Raw genomic sequence first — 17,767 nt, forward strand, 5'->3', positions numbered from 1 at the left:
AGAAAATGCCCCAGTGGGCATTTAGGCTTATTGACATGCGGGTTGCGTCACAGCGACCGCTACATATTCGGGTAATTGGGGCCGCCGCCGCCCTCCGGTGCTACCCAGGTAATATTCTGAGCCGGATCCTTGATATCGCAGGTCTTGCAGTGGATGCAGTTCTGGAAATTGATCTGGAAGCGAGGTTCGCCCTGATCATCTTCGACGACTTCGTAGACACCTACCGGGCAGTAGCGCTGCGCGGGTTCAGCGTACTTGGGCAGGTTGTCGCGAATCGGTAGGTCAGGATCGTCCAGCCGCAGGTGGCAAGGCTGGTTTTCTTCGTGGTTGGTGTTGGACAGGAACACCGACGAAGGTTTGTCGAATGATAGCTTGCCGTCGGGTTTGGGGTAGTCGATTTTCTCGCACTCGTCGGCGGGCTTGAGAGCCCCATGGTCGGTGGTCGTATCGTGAAGGTTGGGGAGTTTGTTGCCCAATAGCTGATTGGCAAAATTATACGCGCCGCCGCCGACAGTGCCGTATTTATGAATCGCCGGGCCGAAACTGGCGCTTTCTTTCAGTTCTTGATATGCCCAGCTGGCTTCCCATTTGTCGGTGAAGCTCGTCAGTTCCTGGGCGCCCTCGTCGCCGTTCTTGATCGCTTCAAACACGCTTTCTGCCGCCACCATGCCCGACTTCATGGCTGTGTGCAGACCCTTGATCTTGGCAAAATTGAGCGTGCCCGCATCGCAGCCGATGAGCAGGCCGCCTGGAAACGTCATTTTGGGCAGGCAGTTGAAGCCGCCTTTTGTGATCGCCCGGGCGCCGTAGGCGACGCGTTTTCCGCCTTCCAGATACTGGCTGAGTACCGGGTGATGCTTCATGCGCTGGAATTCGTCGAACGGTGACAGCCAGGGGTTCTGGTAGCTCAGGTCCATGATCAGGCCGACCACCACCTGCTGATTCTCGGCGTGGTAGAGGAACCAGCCACCATGCGCATTGTTGTCCAGAGGCCAGCCGGAACCGTGCAGGACGACGCCGGGTTCATGCTTGTCGGCAGGCACGTCCCAAAGCTCCTTCAGGCCGATGCCGTAGTGCTGAGGGTCGCGCCCAGCGTCGAGTGAAAAGTCTTCGATCAGACGTTTGCCAATATGACCGCGGGCGCCTTCGGCAAACAGGGTGTATTTCGCACGCAGTTCCATCCCGGGCATATGGCCCTCTTTTGGCGAACCGTCGGCGGCCACGCCCATGTCGCCGATGAGGATGCCACGTACCGCACCGTCTTCAACGATGGCTTCCTGGGCGGCAAAGCCCGGGAATATCTCCACGCCCAGGGCCTCTGCCTGTTCCGCCAGCCAGCGGCATAAATTGCCAGCGCTGATCACGTAGCGGGTCAGGTCGCCGCCGGTATTATGCATGCTCTTGGGCACCAGGGCATTGGGCAGTTTCTGCGCCTTGTCAGCATCTTTCAGCAGGTAAACATCATCGCGGATGGCGGGCGTGTTAAGGGGCGCACCGCGCTCTTGCCAGTCGGGAAACAGTTCGTTGAGAGCGCGGGGTTCAAACACGGCGCCGGACAGAATATGCGCGCCGACTTCCGAGCCTTTTTCAACCACGCAGACGGTCAGTTCCTGCTCCGCGTCGTTGGCCTGCTGCATTAGACGGCAGGCTGCTGCCAGTCCTGAGGGACCAGCTCCGACGATGACCACGTCAAAGTCCATCACATCGCGTTCAACGTTATCCACCTGGTGTCTCCTTACTCTCATAAGGGCCATTGTTTACAATGACTAGCGATTGGGAACTAGCTTATAAAAACATGGCCTTAATTTTAAACGGTCGTTTGCTTCTGGTTATCCTTCATAATAGGCATAATACCTGTGTAAGGTCACGCCTACGATGCTAAATGGCGATTTAACATTTAGCGATGGTGAATGGCGGCCTATCTATCGATGGGGATTCGACCAAGGCCGTAAGCAACCCCTATTGTTGCAGGCAGGTAGGCTATGGCAAATTAAAAAGGTTTTTTACTTGCACACCTATCAAACGCTCGAATGAATTTTATGCGGTAGCCTTTCCATGGGCCGCAATGTGATATCCCAAGCTTCTCAAGGTGCCTGCCAGGTGGGTGCCATCCAGGGTTAACGGCTTCACCACAAGCCAAGCGAGGAACCTATGAAAGTACTTGTCGCGGTGAAACGCGTCATCGACTACAACGTCAAAATTCGTGTCAAAGCAGACCACTCTGACGTCGATCTTACCAACGTCAAAATGGCCATGAACCCTTTCTGCGAAATTGCCGTGGAAGAAGCCGTGCGTCTGAAAGAGAAGGGCGTTGCGACGGAAGTGGTCGCCGTGACGGTGGGCCCCAAGGCCGCCCAGGAGCAACTGCGCACCGCGCTGGCGCTGGGCGCGGATCGCGCCATTCATATCGAAACCGACGAGCGCGCTGAATCGCTGGCCGTGGCCAAGCTGCTGGCCAAGGTGGTTGATGAAGAGCAACCGGGCATGGTGATTCTCGGCAAGCAGGCCATCGACACCGACAATAACCAGACCGGCCAGATGCTTGCCGCCTTGACCAACCTGCCCCAGGGTACCTTTGCGTCAGAGGTGGCCGTCGACGGTGACAAGGTTCACGTCACCCGTGAAATCGATGGCGGCCTGCAGACGGTTGCATTGACGCTGCCGGCGATCGTCACGACCGACCTGCGCCTCAACGAGCCGCGCTACGCCAAGCTGCCGGATATCATGAAAGCCAAGAAAAAGCCCATGGACGTGAAGACCCCCGCCGATCTGGGTGTCGAGATGGCGTCCAAGGTCAGCCTTTTGAAAGTCGAATCGCCAGCGGAGCGCAAAGGCGGTATCAAAGTGGCCTCGGTAGACGAGCTGATCGACAAACTGAAAAACGAAGCCAAGGTTCTTTAAGGTCGGTTCTTTACAMCCCGTACTTTGAGACAAGTTCTTCGAGACAAGCGCTTTGAAAGGAGCTGATTTTATGAGCATTTTGGTACTTGCCGACCTKCATGAAGGCCARCTGGCGGGCGCCACGGCCCACGTCGTGGCCGCGGCTAAAGCCATTGGTGGCGATATCGACGTTCTTGTCGCCGGTGAAGGCGTTCAGGCCGCGGCCGAGGCGGCGGCCAAGCTTGAYGGYGTGAGTAAAGTACGCGTTGCGGATAACGCCGTTTAYGCCCACCAGCTTGCYGAGCCCATGGGCGCRCTGCTGGTCGAACTGGCCGATGGCTACACCCACGTRCTGGCCAGCGCCTCTACCACTGGCAAGAACGTACTGCCGCGTCTGGCGGCCTTGAAAGATGTCAGCCAGCTTTCCGATGTGCTTGCCGTGGATAGCGCTGATACCTTCAAGCGCCCGATTTACGCCGGCAACGCMATTGCGACCGTCAAGAGCGACGACGCGCTGAAAGTCATCACCGTGCGTACCACCGGCTTTGATGCCGTGGGCGATGGTGGYAGCGCCACCATTGAAGCCGTTGATACCGTGGTYGACAAYGCCCAGTCCAGTTTCGTCAAGCAGGAACTGGCCGAGTCGGACCGCCCGGAGCTGGGTGGCGCCAAGGTGGTCATCTCCGGTGGTCGCGGCATGGGCAACGGTGAGAACTTCAAGCTGCTCGATGGCATTGCCGACAAGCTTGGGGCGGCGATTGGTGCCTCCCGCGCCGCGGTTGATGCCGGCTTTGTCCCCAACGATATGCAGGTCGGCCAGACCGGCAAGATCGTTGCCCCGGATCTGTATATCGCCGTGGGCATCTCCGGTGCCATTCAGCACCTGGCGGGCATGAAAGACTCCAAGGTGATCGTCGCGATCAATAAAGACGACGAAGCGCCGATCTTCCAGGTCGCGGATTATGGCCTGGTGGGCGATCTGTTCGAGATCCTGCCGGAGCTGGAAAGCAAGCTGTAAACGCCTTGAAAAGAGTCTCGTAAAAGCCCCGTAAGGGGCTTTTTAGCGACTTTACAATAATAACCCAGCGAGTTGCCTATGCTAACGCGTCTAACCGCTTCGTTAACTCTGCCGGTGATCGGCTCTCCGATGTTTATCGTCTCCGGGCCTGAGTTGGTGATTGCCCAGTGCCAGGCGGGCATTATGGGTGCTTTCCCCGCGCTCAATGCCCGCCCAGCGGAGGTGCTGCGCGAGTGGCTGGAGCAGGTCACCCAAACCCTGGCTGATTATGACGAGCGTCATCCAGAACAGCCTTCAGCGCCCTTTGCGGTTAATCAAATCGTCCACCCTACCAATGATCGTTTAGAGCACGATGTGGCGCTGTGCGCCGAGTTTAAAGTGCCGCTGGTGATCACCAGCTTGCACGCGCCTAATCGTGTAGTGGAAAAGGTACACGCCTATGGCGGCTTGGTCTTTCATGACGTTACTACGCTGCGTCATGCTAGGAAAGCAGTGGATGCAGGCGTCGATGGATTGATACTGGTGTGCCACGGTGCGGGCGGTCATGCCGGGCGTTTAAATCCCTTTGCCTTTGTGGCCGAGGTGCGCCGCTTCTATGACGGGCCGCTGGTGCTGGCGGGGGCGATCACCAAAGGCGAGCAGATCGTTGCCGCCCAGGCGCTAGGCGTCGACTTGGTGTATATGGGCACGCGTTTTATTGCCACTCAAGAGGCCAATGCTCAAGCCGCCTACAAACAGATGGTGCTGGACGCTGCAGCGGGAGACATTGTCTATACCAACCTGTTTACCGGCGTGCACGGTAACTACTTGCGACAAAGCATTGAAAAGGCGGGATTAGACCCTAATGCGCTGCCTGAAGGCGATAAAAGCTCGATGCGCTACGGCTCAGGCGGTAGCAGTAAAGCAAAAGCGTGGCGGGATATTTGGGGCGCAGGGCAGGGCGTGGGTAGTATTGCCACACTGAATAGCGTGGCCGAAGAAGTCGCCACGCTACGCGCAGATTATCAGCAGGCGCAGAATCATTTACGGCGGCTTTGACGAAACGCCGCCACTCGCATCTGGAAATCCTCAGAGGCCTTGCACTGATCCTGTAGCTCGCCCTCTAACGCCATTGTGTCACTCAACGATCGCTGTGCGGCTTCACGCAGCGCGCGTTTGGTGGCACTTAACGCCTGAGGCGATTGACCCACCAGCGCTTGGGCCAACGAACGCACTTCTGCTAGCACCTGGTGATCTTCAACGACCCGGTTAGCCAAGCCGAGCGCCACGCAGCGCTCACCCGAAATGGGGGTCGCCAAGGCGGCCATCTCAAACGCCTGGGCGTGGCCAAGCTTGCGTACCAGATGCCAGCAGGCGCCGACGTCGGGGATCAAACCGATATTGATAAAGGCAAGCTTCAAGTAAGCGGAACGGCCCATGACCACCATATCGCTGGCCAGCACATAGGAAACCCCTATGCCTGCCGCGGCGCCACTAACCGCTGCAATCACCGGCTTTTCCATCGTCATTAAACTGCGCAGGGCGGGCAGAAAGAGCTTTTCCAGCCGCTCGCTGGCGGGCTGAGACGTCGCCTTCTCAAACTCCGACAGATCAGCCCCCGCACAAAACGCGCTGCCCTCACCGCGCAGAATGACGCAGCGAACCCGTTCATCAGTCGCTACCGCCGCCAGCGCTTGATTGAGCGCCAAGGCGGTGGTTTCATTCAGGGCATTGCGGACTTCTGGGCGCGCAATCGCTACTTCGACAACGCCGTTTTCATTAGCGCTGACAGTGACTAATTCGCCGGTGCGATCGGACATATCATGCTCCCTAGGCAACGCTTAACAGATCACTGACCGTTTCGAGATGGTAGTCGCTATCGCCCAGGTAGTGATCGAACATCACCAGGTGCTTGGCGTAGTTCGCGACATAGCACTCTTCGGTCATGCCCATTGCCCCATGAAGCTGGATGGCCTGTTCGGCAATAAAGCGCGCTGATTCGCCACAGTACGCCTTGGCCGCGGCAATTTTGTAATCCCGCTCGCTGGCAGGCAGGGTAAGGCTGGTTGCCGCTAAAATCGCCATGGAGCGGGATTGCTCCAGGTGTAAGTGCATATCCACCATGCGGTGTTGCAGCGCCTGGAAGGTGGATAGTGGCAGGCCAAACTGCTTGCGCTCTTTAAGATAGGCCAGGGTTTGGTCGCAGGCTTCTTCCATTGCGCCGATGGCTTGAGCGCAGATTGCCGCGCGACCTAGGGCCAGAACCTCGGCCAGCGCATCGCTGATATCTTCGCTCAGGCAATGGGCTAACGGCAGTGTAACCTTGTCTAGCGTGAGATCACCGGCAGCTTGGTCGTCGATAGTGCAATAAAGGTGCGACGATGCGCCGGGCGCACCCCTGGGCACAATGAATAGCCCTAATTTGCCGCTCTCCAACTGTGCCGTGACCAGCGTAGCTGCCGCCGCTTCGAGGTTCAGAACGACATCTTTTCTGCCATTTAACTGCCACTGACCGTCTTGCTGTTTAGCTTGGGTAGATACCGTAAAGGCATCATAGCGGGTGCTATATTCCTGCCAGGCAAACGCCAATTGGTGTTTGCCCTCAAGTAGTGGGGTTAGCCAGTGTTTCTGCTGCTCGCTGTTAGCGGTCAGGGCCAATAACTGGCCGGGTAGCACAAGGCCCGCAAGATAATGTTCTGGCACCAGGCCTCGCCCGAGTGCCTGCATAATAATCATCAGGTCGGTGCCATCGCCACCCAGCCCACCTACGTCTTCACTAAAGGGCATATGCAGTAGGCCAAGCTCAGCAAAGGTGCGCCAGAGTGCAGAGGCACCTTCGGGGGCAGCGGCAAGCATCGCACGGCGCTGCTCTGCGGAAACCTGATCGGCCACTAAGCGAGAGAGCGTCTCTTCGAGCATGCGTTGCTCGTCGGTTAAAGCAAAATCCATGGTGACTTCCTCACATAGCTAAAATAGTTTTGGCGACAATACTTTTCTGTATTTCGTTGGAGCCGCCATAAATCGACAGCTTGCGGCGATTGAAGTATTGAGCACTGGCGGAGGCGCTTTGGGCGCGCTCATCGTCCAGGCTGGCATCACCATGCAGGAAGTCGGGGAAGAACGGCAGAGCAGCAGGGCCAAGGGCGCGGCGGGTGAGCTCGCTTAGCTCCTGGCGCAGCTCTGAGCCACGCACTTTCAGCAGCGAGCTTTCTGCGCCGGGCACGCCGCCATCCCGGGCTGCGGCTATCACGCGTAGATTGGTTACTTCCAGCGCCATCAGCTCAAGCTCGGCTTTGACCACCCGCTGGCGGAAACTGGGCAGGTCCAACAGCGGTTTGCCACGATGCTCAACCCGGCTGGCGAGAGACTTCAGGTGGCGCAATGCCTGCTTGGCGTGGCCAAGCCCTGCAATGCCGGTGCGTTCGTGGGTGAGCAGGAATTTGGCGCAGGTCCAGCCCTGGCCCTCTTCTCCGACGCGGTTTTCAACCGGCACCCGCACGTTGTCTAAAAAGATTTCATTAACTTCGTGGGCACCGTCCAGGGTAATAATGGGTCGTACGGTAATCCCCGGCGTTTGCATATCGATCAACAGAAAGCTAATGCCCGCCTGCTTTTTAGCCTCTGGGTCGGTACGCACTAGGCAAAACAGCATGTTGGCGTGCTGGCCCAAGGTGGTCCAGGTCTTCTGACCATTGACGATATAGTGGTCGCCATCGCGTACCGCGCGGGTATTCAGACCTGCCAAATCGGAACCCGCACCGGGCTCTGAGTAGCCCTGGCACCACCAATCCTGATTGCTCAAAATGCGCGGCAGATAGTGCTGTTGCTGTTCGATACTGCCGAATTTCATGATGACCGGAGCCACCATGTTGACGCCGAAAGGCACGACCGTCGGCGCGTGGGCCGCGGCGCACTCTTCATCAAATATATGCCGCTGTACCGGTCCCCAGCCTGGTCCGCCGTGCTCTTTTGGCCAGTTAGAGGCGAGCCAACCCTGTTCGCTGAGAATGTTCTGCCAGCGTAGATGATCATCAGCGCGCAGGTGGCGGCCCAAGCGCACGCGTTCGCTAATATCGCTGGGTAGCGCATCGGCTAGAAAATGGCGTACCTCTGCACGGAATGCCTGCTCTTCGGGGCTAAAAGTGAGGTTCATTAATGTGTTTCCTTAAGGGTTGCCTGGCGGTGAGGCCCACCTAGATGGCGCGGATAGCCCAGTGCCTCTACCCCCAGCAAATCGATGTCACTCTCGCGGTAACAGAAGCCGTTTTTGGCGATACTGAGGCTCGCCTGTTCTAAAGCGTATTGCCGTCCGCTGCCTGATGCTTCTTTAATTTCAGCGTGCATGGTATTGAGCAGGCTTTGTCGTTGGCTGACCATGACGTTGGCTTTTAGCGTCTTTAAGGTGAGGGCAGCCTGCTGCTGGATCAGTGGCTCTGCACTTAAGTTGACCAGCTCTACCATGCTGCCGCCCTCGGGGATGACTAACTGTAATGCTGCCTCAGTCCCGCTGCTGATGCCGATCTCGTCCAGTTTGATGACGGGGCATCCCACGGCAGCATCCATGGGCGTATTCGGCGCCAGTAGACATAGCTCGGTGGCAGCGTCAGGTGCGCTAGTGAGGGTAATCCCCGCCCGTTGAGCGGCTTTTTGCAGGCGCTCGAATAGCGGATGCTCGCCCATTAGGGCGACGCGATTAAAAGCCTTGGCGTTGTCAATATTTGGCACTAAGTGAGGGCTGCGCGCGGCAAAAAACAGATGAATGAGTCCGGCGCGTTGGGGGGAGTCCATACAGGCCAAAAACAGTTCCCGCTCGCTGCGCAGGCCATCTTGAAGCGTTTCAGCCGTCACGCAGGCCTCCACCGCTTCAACAATGCGAAACGGCGAGAAGAGATCGGGAGATTCTTGGTGAAGACGCGACAGCGTAGAGTCGATCGCCTGGGGATCAGCTGAAGGAGGTGGTAGTTGACCAGTGATGCGCGACGTTTGGTTACCTGCCAGTACCTCTTTAGCTGCCGCTAGGCCCGCGTCAAGCGGCGTTTCTGCATTGCTGATGGCGTCGATAATGCCCGCCTCCAAGGCTTCCTCAGCCTCTACAAAGCGCCCGCTGGTAATCATCTCTAATGCGGGCTCAACGCCCACTAAGCGCGGCAAACGCTGGGTGCCACCGGCACCAGGCAACAGACCAAGCTTTACCTCTGGTAGCCCTACGCGGGCTCCCGCCAGCGCGACTCGGTAGTGGCAACCTAGTGCCACTTCTAAACCGCCGCCCAGGGCTGTGCCATGTAGCGCGGCAATCAGCGGTTTTGGGCAGGCTTCCAGATGGGTGATCACATCGGGCAGTAGAGGGTCTTGAGGCGGCTTGCCGAACTCACGAATATCCGCTCCGGCAATAAAGGTGCGGCCATCGGCTAGCACGACCAGCGCTTTAGCATCTGCGTCAGTAATACCCTCGTCAAGCGCATCGACTAAGCCACGGCGTACCGCACGACTCAAAGCATTGACCGGCGGATTGGTAATTTGAATAACGCCTATGTCGCCGTGGCGCTGGTAATGAACGGACATTGCTTGCTCCCATATTTCGCTTTGCGGAATAAATAGCCGCCCGCTGGCGGCTTATACAGTCGTCACGATCAAGTGTTAGAAGACGGGGTTAAGCCCGGCCTCTTCAAGCGCTGTACGACGCGTCTCCATCCATCCCGCTATAAACGCTTCTTCATCATCCGGCGCCTCAGCCTTATAGTCCTGCCACGTTTCCATTAGCAGCGTTTGGCGTTCAACCAGGGCGTTCTGGTGCTCTTCCATCTCGTCTGTCCAGATGCCAGTTTCTCGGTAATAGTCGACCACCGCATCGTGGAAAGGCACTACCCAGGTCATATTCTGGTTTTCCAACGCATAGCCGCTGGCGCCGGGAGCGTTGTCCTTATATTCGTCAAAGGACTCGACCAGCGTGGTGATCAAGCCACGAACGGTTTCAGGGGCAAGATCGGCATTGCTGACCATGATGGGGTAGGGATAGCTGGCGCTGGCAAGCGGCTGATCGGCATCAATACCTGCCCCCGAGGTCACGGTGTGTGGCTGAAAGTAGGGCGCCACGTCGAGCATGCGTTCCCAACCGGCTTCATCTTCAGCGGGTAATTCAGGCCACTGAAGCCCGCGTGGGCTTGCCGTAAGACGCTGTGCCGCTGGCGTGACCGTTGTGGTGATGGCGGCATCGGCACGGTCGCTGATAATCCCATCGAAGGCGGCGTTATAGCCGGGGAAGTCGACGCGTTCAACGTCGTCCCAGGTTAACCCGGCAAATGCCAGATACGCCTCGGCGGCTTTGTTTAGCGCGTCATCACCGCGCAGGTAAGCCAGCCGCTTGCCCTCTAGGTCAGCGATTGAGTCGATCTCAACGTCGCCGGCCACCGCCATGCCTAGCCCAAAGGTCGCCATCGAGGTTGAAATGACGCGGATGGGCTGAGGCCCCCAATCAGGTCTGGCAAACATCATTACGCCTTCGGAGCCGTAGTAGCTGGCGATGCCGCAGGCGCAAAGATCAACGCGACCCGTTTTTAATGGCGTCATGCGCATGGTGTCATTTTCACCGGGGATCACCCGCGACTGGGTGCCATGCTCTTCCTGCAGCAATTGGCTAATTGCCATGATTTGCGCGTTGCCGCTGGTGCCTGTGCCATAAGCGGTCCAGTTAAGGGTGCTGGGCATGGCGTTGACATGACTGGCGAGCAGCAGCATTCCAGCTACCACGCTGCCAACTGCGAGAGGGCGTCTTGTTATTGTGTGCATAAATTTCCTTGTGTGTTTGCCTGCTAGGTTAAGCGCTGGCAGAAAGCGAGCGTTGATGATGGCGCTGACTCAGTCGAGCCAAAACGACCCCGGGTAGCAGTGCCGCAGCGCCGAGGCCGATTAACTCCCATTGACTAAGCGGTACCATGCCGCCGCCGGGAAGCGCCAATAGCAGGCCGGCAATTAATACCAGGGCACGAATAATGCCCTCTTGGAGCGTCCCATACCCCAGTCTTCCGACGCCCATCAGGTAACCCTGCATGGCTGAGGCAAATAAAATGATGCCGATGATGGCTTGGATAAATACGGCCACGATCATCAGTGGCGCTCCCTGCATAATCAGTGCGGGATTAAGCACGAAGAGGAAAGGAATAAAATAAATCACGCTACCCAAACGCATGGCTTGCAGGCCCGTTTCCATGGGCTTGGCGCCAGCCACAGTGGCCGCGGCAAAGGCACCCAGCGCCACCGGCGGGGTAATAAAGCTCAGCATGCCCCAGTAAAGGATGAACATATGCACTGCCATGGGATCGAGCCCGCCGCCTTGAATCAGCGCAGGTGCCAACGCGACGGCGAGGAAGATATACGCAGCGGTGACGGTCATACCAATGCCCAGCACGAAGCTTGTAGCAGCGCCCATAATCAGCAGTAGTGGTACGCTGCCACCGGCGATATTAATAAAGTCGTTGGCAATGGTGCCGGAAAGCCCGGTCATGGAGAGCGCACCTACCAGCATGCCTACGCCGGCTAAAATCGCGATCAGTTCTGCAAATAACTTGGCGGCAGAAGAGAGAGTATCGCCGACGTCTTTCCAGCCCCAGCGATTGTGTTTAGAAAGTTGATTGAGTACCAATAACAGTGCAGTGGCGTAAAAGGGCGCTACAGCTTCACGCTGCATGACCAAAAGCATCCAGACCAACAATGCGAAAACGAAGATAAAGTACCAGCCCTCTTTTATGGTTTGCCAAAGAGAGGGCAGTTCATCGGCGGGTAAACCTTTAATATCGTTACGTGCCGCGTAGGCGTCGATCTGGATAAACAGGCCTAAAAAGTAGAGCACTGAAGGAATGACCGCTGCCAGGGCAATACTGGCGTAGGGAATATCAAGGAACATCGCCATGACAAAGGCAGTGGCACCCATTACCGGAGGCATTAGGACGCCACCGGTTGAGGCACAGGCTTCCACCCCACCTGCAAAGGATCGTTTCATACCAATACGGCGCATCGCCGGGATCGATAAAACGCCCGTGGTCAGTACGTTACTAATGACGCTGCCGCTCATTGAGCCCATCAGGCCGCTGGAGAAAATCGATACTTTGGCAGGGCCGCCGCGCACATGGCCCAACAAGGCAAAGGCTAGGTTAATAAAAAATTTACCACCGCCGCTTTTTTGCAGCACGACACCAAACACCAAAAAACCAATAACCAGGCCGGCGAATGCCTGCAGCGGTACACCCATGATGCTTTCGGTGCTCATGGTGTGGTACATGGCCGTCTCTTCAAGGCTTGAAGGAAACGCCTGAATAGGGCCAGGGACAATATCTGCCACCAGCGGGTAGAGCGAGAACACACCCGCAATAATTGCAATCGGTAAACCACCCGCCCGGCGTGATGCTTCAATAATCAGCAGCCAAAAAGCGTAGCTGGCGTAAATCGCCACATCCGGGGCAGCAAACGCCCAACCGCGCTCCAGTATTGGCACAGCGTTATAAACAAAGTAGCCCCCAACAATGAGTGTCGAAGCGCTGAGCAGGTAATCATACCAAGGAATAGGCTGTTCTTGCAGGCTGCTACGTAGAGGCCAGAGCAGAAAAACCAATGGAAGTAGCAGCGCGACGACGGCATAGTAAAACTGCGTTTCCAGGCCAGTAACAAAGGTAAGCCAGCCGATATTGAACAGGTAATCCAGCGTCATCAGCATCAAGACAACGGTGACAGTGGCTGGAATCCATTGCAGCGCGGTGGGAAGCTGACGAATTTGGCTGATCTTTTCTTTAACCTGCTGAGGATTAGCAGGCGAGGTTTCTGTAGTCATGGGGGCATCCGGTCAATCAGCAGGGGCGGCGAGCGCCGCCCCGTGGCGTATTACTCAAAGATCGGTTCGAAGCCAGCTTCGCTGAGTGCGGCAGCGCGGGCTTCCATCCAGTCAGCAGTAAATGCTTCTTCCTCATCAGGTGCGTCTTGCATAAAGCTTTCCCAGGCGCTTAGCAGTACATCCTGGCGTTCAACGAGCTTATCCTGGTGGGCCTGCATTTCATCGGTCCACACATCGATCTCTTTGTAGTACTCCACGACCGCATCGTGAAAGGGTATGACCCATTGAAAATCCTGTTCTTCCAAGGCATAGCCAAGGGCGCCGGGCGCGTTGTCTTTGTAGTCGTCAAAATTTACCTGCATGGCCTTGATCAAGCCGTAAGCAACGTTGTCATCCAGGTCTTGATTGGCAACCACAATGGGGTACGGGTAGCTGGCGCTGGGCACTGGGTTGTCAGCACTAATCCCCCCCGCGCCTGCGGTGACTTCATGGGGACGGAAATAGGGCGCCACTTCGGTCATGCGCTCCCAGCCCGCTTCATCTTCAGGGTCTAGTACCGGCCAGCTAATGCCGCGTGGGCTGCTGGCAAGCTGCTGGGCGGGCGGGGTTACGGTAGTGGTGAACGAGGCGTCGACATCACCGGCGATAATACCGTCGAATGAGCGTCCGTAGCCAGGGTAATCCACTCGTTCGACGTCGTCCCAAGTCAGGCCACCAAATGCTAGGTATGCTTCGGTGCCTTTGTTGAGTGCATCGTCGCCGCGGATATAGGCGATGCGTTTACCTTCGAGGTCGGCGGGTGTTTCAACGTCTAAGTCGCCTGCCACTGCTAAGGAAAGGCCAAACGAAGCGGTGGAGGTGGTAATGACTCTCAGCGGTTGAGGCCCCCAGTCTGGGTCGGCAAACATCATCACGCCTTCTGCCCCGTAGTAGCTGGATATTCCGCAGGCGCACAGGTCAACACGACCCTGCTTGAGCGGTGTCATACGTGATACGTCATTATCACCGGGCAAAATACGCACTGATGAATCGTATTTGTTCTGCAGCATGTTGCCGATGGCCACGGCTTGGGCGTAACCACTCGAGTTGGTGCCGTAGGCAGTCCAAGCCATGGTGCCGGGCAGTTCAATGTCACTGGCGTGGCTAACAGCGGCGCCGAGCAGTGATAGAGGTAAAGCGGCGATGAGTAGTCGGTGCGCAAATGGATGCATTGGGATGCTCCTTTATTGTGGTTGTGCTTATGGTTGAGTTACATTCTGCTCTTTATTGTTTTGCTGTGCGGTACTTGGTTTTGCAAAACGGTCAATTGATAGTAGAGAAGCCGCTGGGTAGCTGTCAATGTCATTATTGGTAGAGGCTCTCATTGACAATGGGCAGTTATAACCCGCTAGACAATTGGTAGATGTCAGTCAGTTACCAAGCTAATTTATTTAGGAATCGCAGACGGCTGTTGGCCAATATTCTGCTCTACTCTTCGATTCAGACATTTAGCTCTTACTCCTTTGGTATAGGCACTAGCTGAAGCACTTGACGTTCTAGTTCAGGGGTTTTAGCATTTTAATATGAAATTAGATTTTGCATAGCGAAATCACAAGAAAAATATAACATTAGCGATGCCGAGAAGCTCCGGCTGGTTATCTTCGGTAAACAGATAAACGACACCGACAACAATTAGATCGGAAAGATTTTGACTGGCATGCCAAGGCTCCCTCGCCTCAAAGAGCGATGCGCCCAACAAGAGCGTCAACGTTATACGTGAGATTGAAGTGGGCATCTCGGAGGACTATCCAGCACCAGCCCTTAATAGAGTTAGTCGTTAACTGAGCAAGCGCCAAGATGGCGCGGCAGCGGGGCGGATCCCCCGCTCCATCGGTTTGAGCGCAGTGCTCATGCCATCCCAGCGTGACATCTCTTGTCGATCTGTTGCCCCAGAGGGACGGGGGAAAAGCAGTCACGCGCCTAAAAATAATGAGGAATAGCATGTTCAGACCCTTCAAACGCAAAATAACATTAACAATCATCGGCACTTCCCTGATGCTTCCCATGGGAATAGCGAGTGCGCAAACGGCCCCCGCTGATGTCGAGGCCTTGCAAGCTCAGATGCAGGCACTGCAGTCTCAAATTGACGAACTCAAGTCACAACAAAGCTCCACAAAGGAGGAGGTCGCTACGGTAAGTGACAATGTTGTCACTCGCACACCGAAGGGTGATCTGCAGATTGGCGAGACCACGCTGTCGATTGGCGGATACGTCAAGGCTCAGGCCACGGTAGCCAACAACGGATTTAGTGATGGCAAGGCTAGCGAGATCGTCTCGGCTGGCTCCCTGCGTAACGTCGATGAGGACTTGGGTAGCCGCACTAGCTTTAGCGCGCGCCAGAGCCGCCTGAACGTTGGGACGGCCACACCGCTGGCGGGTGATACGCTTAAGACATTCGTCGAGATGGATTTTTACGGCGCGGATGGTGAGGCCAACGAATTTGTCAGTAACTCCTATGCACCGCGTCTGCGCCATGCCTACGGTAGCTGGGGCAACTGGTTGGCTGGCCAGACCTGGTCGACCTTTATGGATCTCAATGGGTTGGGTGAGGTCGATGCCTTTGGCCAGCATGCTAGCGTCATCTTCGTGCGTCAGGCGCAATTGCGTTATACCCGACCTTTCGAGGGCGGTAATCTACAGTTTGCTCTTGAGAACCCTGAAGATGGTGGCGATGATCAGTCGGTTCCGGATATCGTTGGGCGGGTAAACTTTGACGGTGATTGGGGGCATGTATCGGTGGCGGCTCTGGCACGCCGATTGGAAGTCGACAACGGGGTCGATGACGACAGCGAGTGGGAAGACGCCTACAGTGTGACAGCCCGCTTACCTACCGTTGGGCAGGATGATCTTCGTCTACAGGCTAATTATGGCAACCTTGGACGTTACATGGGCCTGCGTTCTTACCCTGATGCGCAGGTCGGAGAAGGCAATATTGATGGCGTTGACTCCTGGGGGGCCTCGGCAATCTATCGACACTATTGGACTGATGAATTACGCAGTTCACTGGCCTACTCGCGTACCGGGCTGGTCGATACGGGGGCAGGTGATATGACTGATAGCTATGACACGGCCTTTGTTAACCTCATGTGGTCGCCGATGGCGAACACTACCTACGGTATCGAATACCAGCGCTTCGATCTTGAGGAAGTCGACGGTGATGCCTTCGATTTGGACCGAGTGCACGTCTCGGCACAATATAGTTTTTAACATTTCCTAGATAGTGATTGCACTGGCTTCGTATGCGATGCCAGTGCATTACTGGCCATCGCTGCGCCAGCAGCTACTGGCTGATGAGTAACACCCCAGCCTGATTCGAGCCGCAAAAATCCACCACTCTAAGAGCGCGATACAGAGGGGAAACCATCTGTAGCTCGGCAACCCCACGGCACAAACCAGCTGTTCCAGCAGGTGATCTTGCGGGTTCTGATTGGGTCTTCGAACTAGTGTTGGTGGGTACATCATTATCCATTGGCAAAGTACGAACAGATGAGTCGTATTTATTTTGCAACATGTTCCGAATGGTAATTTTCTGGGCATAGCCATTGGAGGTAGTTCCATAAATTATTGATTATAAATGGTTTTAACATTGTCTTTTATGTTTTAGGACGACGGAAAAGAGCTTTGTAGTGTCAGAGGTAAAATTAAAGAAGCAGTGTTAAAACTTTTCGAGCTGTATTCATCTATTTTTTAATTCCGCATAGCAAAATATTGTTTTATTATTCAAAAATTGATATTACTGTCTGTCAATCGCATATCAATTGCAGCTGCTGATTTTGCTTGGCGAATAATTGGTTTGCTTTGTTAAACAATAATTGTTGGAGCTGAGAGGATGAGTCACTTTAATTGGGACGACCCGCTTCTGCTGGAACAGCAAATGACCAGCGAAGAACGTCAGATTCGTGACGCAGCATATGAATACTGCCAAGAAAAATTACAACCACGGGTTCTGTCAGCATTTCGCGAAGAACGTTTCGACCGGGAGATCATGTCGGAGATGGGTGAGTTGGGCCTTTTGGGCGCGACGGTATCGACAGAATACGGTGGCGCTGGCATCAATAATGTTGCTTACGGCCTCATCGCCCGTGAAGTGGAGCGTGTCGATTCCGGCTATCGCTCGGCCATGAGCGTACAGTCATCGTTGGTAATGTACCCGATCGAAGCCTATGGCTCCGAGGAACAGAAGCATAAGTACCTACCCAAGCTTGCCACTGGAGAGATGGTAGGGTGTTTCGGTTTGACCGAACCCGACCACGGCTCTGACCCCGGCTCGATGGTCACGCGTGCAGAGAAAGTTAATGGCGGTTACCGCCTCACTGGCGCGAAAATCTGGATCACCAACAGCCCGATTGCCGATGTCGCTGTGGTATGGGCTAAATCCGCTGCACACGATAATAAGATAAAAGGCTTTATCGTTGAGCGGGGCACTGAGGGATTCAGCGCGCCGAAAATCGAGGGCAAGGTCTCATTGCGTGCCTCAATCACCGGCGAGATCGTACTGGATAACGCTTTTGTACCGGAAGAGAACTTATTGCCAAATGTTAGCGGCTTAAAGGGACCGTTTGGCTGTTTGAACAAAGCGCGCTTCGGAATTGCTTGGGGTGTTATGGGTAGCGCTGAATTCTGCTGGCATGCCGCGCGTCAATACACGCTAGATCGCAAGCAGTTTGGACGCCCTCTCGCGGCCAATCAGCTGATTCAGAAAAAGCTCGCTGATATGCAGACCGAAATTACGCTGGGCTTGCAGAGCGCGCTTCAGGTGGGCCGCCTGCTTGATAGCGGTAATTGGGCGCCGGAGATGATTTCTTTGATAAAGCGCAACAACTGCGGCAAGGCATTGGATATTGCCCGCTTATCGCGAGATATGCACGGCGGCAACGGGGTGTCGGACGAGTATGGTGTGATTCGCCATATGGTGAATTTGGAGTCGGTCAATACCTATGAAGGCACGCACGATATCCATGCGCTGATTCTGGGTCGTTCACAGACTGGCATACAGGCGTTTTTCTGAACTTAAAAAAATAAGGCATCCA

The 17,767-nt window shown here is 55.7% G+C and carries 13 protein-coding genes; 5 read left to right on the top strand and 8 right to left on the bottom strand.

Annotation, left to right across the window (positions count from 1 at the left end; genetic code table 11):
- Positions 1–59: 59 nt before the first annotated feature.
- Positions 60–1,724, bottom strand: coding sequence for an electron transfer flavoprotein-ubiquinone oxidoreductase (locus tag B7L15_RS05810; RefSeq protein WP_085918053.1), 1,665 nt, complete (start codon positions 1,722–1,724; stop codon positions 60–62).
- A 427-nt stretch (positions 1,725–2,151) separates the two neighbouring features.
- On the opposite strand from B7L15_RS05810, the gene B7L15_RS05815 reads away from it, so the two are divergent.
- The 3 genes from B7L15_RS05815 (at position 2,152) to B7L15_RS05825 (ending at position 4,936) form a co-directional block, all read left to right on the top strand.
- A complete protein-coding gene (locus B7L15_RS05815) occupies positions 2,152–2,901 on the top strand; it encodes an electron transfer flavoprotein subunit beta/FixA family protein (RefSeq protein ID WP_085918054.1) in 750 nt (249 codons plus the stop codon).
- 70 nt (positions 2,902–2,971) lie between these two features.
- Positions 2,972–3,898 carry an electron transfer flavoprotein subunit alpha/FixB family protein gene (locus B7L15_RS05820; protein WP_085918055.1) on the top strand — a complete coding sequence of 309 codons (927 nt, stop codon included), beginning with the start codon at positions 2,972–2,974 and terminating at the stop codon, positions 3,896–3,898.
- Positions 3,899–3,976: 78 nt separating this feature from the next.
- The gene (locus B7L15_RS05825; RefSeq protein ID WP_085918056.1) at positions 3,977–4,936 is read left to right on the top strand and encodes an NAD(P)H-dependent flavin oxidoreductase; all 960 of its coding nucleotides are present in this window, start codon (positions 3,977–3,979) and stop codon (positions 4,934–4,936) included.
- On the opposite strand, the gene B7L15_RS05830 is transcribed toward B7L15_RS05825, so the two are convergent.
- From B7L15_RS05830 to B7L15_RS05860, 7 genes are all read right to left on the bottom strand, one after another.
- A complete protein-coding gene (locus B7L15_RS05830) occupies positions 4,918–5,697 on the bottom strand; it encodes an enoyl-CoA hydratase/isomerase family protein (RefSeq protein ID WP_085918057.1) in 780 nt (259 codons plus the stop codon). The genes B7L15_RS05825 and B7L15_RS05830 overlap by 19 nt on opposite strands.
- Before the next feature lie 10 nt (positions 5,698–5,707).
- The gene (locus B7L15_RS05835) at positions 5,708–6,826 is read right to left on the bottom strand and encodes an acyl-CoA dehydrogenase family protein (protein ID WP_085918058.1); all 1,119 of its coding nucleotides are present in this window, start codon (positions 6,824–6,826) and stop codon (positions 5,708–5,710) included.
- Positions 6,827–6,836: 10 nt separating this feature from the next.
- The gene (locus B7L15_RS05840; protein ID WP_085918059.1) at positions 6,837–8,030 is read right to left on the bottom strand and encodes an acyl-CoA dehydrogenase family protein; all 1,194 of its coding nucleotides are present in this window, start codon (positions 8,028–8,030) and stop codon (positions 6,837–6,839) included.
- The gene (locus B7L15_RS05845) at positions 8,030–9,439 is read right to left on the bottom strand and encodes an enoyl-CoA hydratase/isomerase family protein (RefSeq protein WP_085918060.1); all 1,410 of its coding nucleotides are present in this window, start codon (positions 9,437–9,439) and stop codon (positions 8,030–8,032) included. Before B7L15_RS05845 ends, B7L15_RS05840 begins: the two co-directional genes overlap by 1 nt.
- A 75-nt stretch (positions 9,440–9,514) precedes the next feature.
- Positions 9,515–10,663, bottom strand: a complete 1,149-nt coding sequence (locus tag B7L15_RS05850) for a TAXI family TRAP transporter solute-binding subunit (protein WP_085918061.1) — start codon at positions 10,661–10,663, stop codon at positions 9,515–9,517.
- Positions 10,664–10,691: 28 nt separating this feature from the next.
- Complete coding sequence (locus tag B7L15_RS05855; RefSeq protein ID WP_085918062.1) at positions 10,692–12,698, bottom strand: TRAP transporter permease; 2,007 nt, start codon at positions 12,696–12,698, stop codon at positions 10,692–10,694.
- Positions 12,699–12,748: 50 nt separating this feature from the next.
- Positions 12,749–13,909, bottom strand: a complete 1,161-nt coding sequence (locus B7L15_RS05860) for a TAXI family TRAP transporter solute-binding subunit (RefSeq protein WP_085918063.1) — start codon at positions 13,907–13,909, stop codon at positions 12,749–12,751.
- A gap of 769 nt (positions 13,910–14,678) precedes the next feature.
- Between B7L15_RS05860 and B7L15_RS05870 the strand changes: the two genes are divergently transcribed.
- A complete protein-coding gene (locus B7L15_RS05870) occupies positions 14,679–15,944 on the top strand; it encodes a DcaP family trimeric outer membrane transporter (protein ID WP_085918065.1) in 1,266 nt (421 codons plus the stop codon).
- A gap of 622 nt (positions 15,945–16,566) precedes the next feature.
- Positions 16,567–17,745 (top strand): acyl-CoA dehydrogenase, encoded by a 1,179-nt coding sequence (locus tag B7L15_RS05875; protein WP_085918066.1) that lies wholly within the window; start codon positions 16,567–16,569, stop codon positions 17,743–17,745.
- Positions 17,746–17,767: the final 22 nt, after the last annotated feature.

The organism is Halomonas sp. CSM-2, assembly GCF_002119345.1.
Taxonomy (GTDB): domain Bacteria; phylum Pseudomonadota; class Gammaproteobacteria; order Pseudomonadales; family Halomonadaceae; genus Vreelandella; species Vreelandella janggokensis.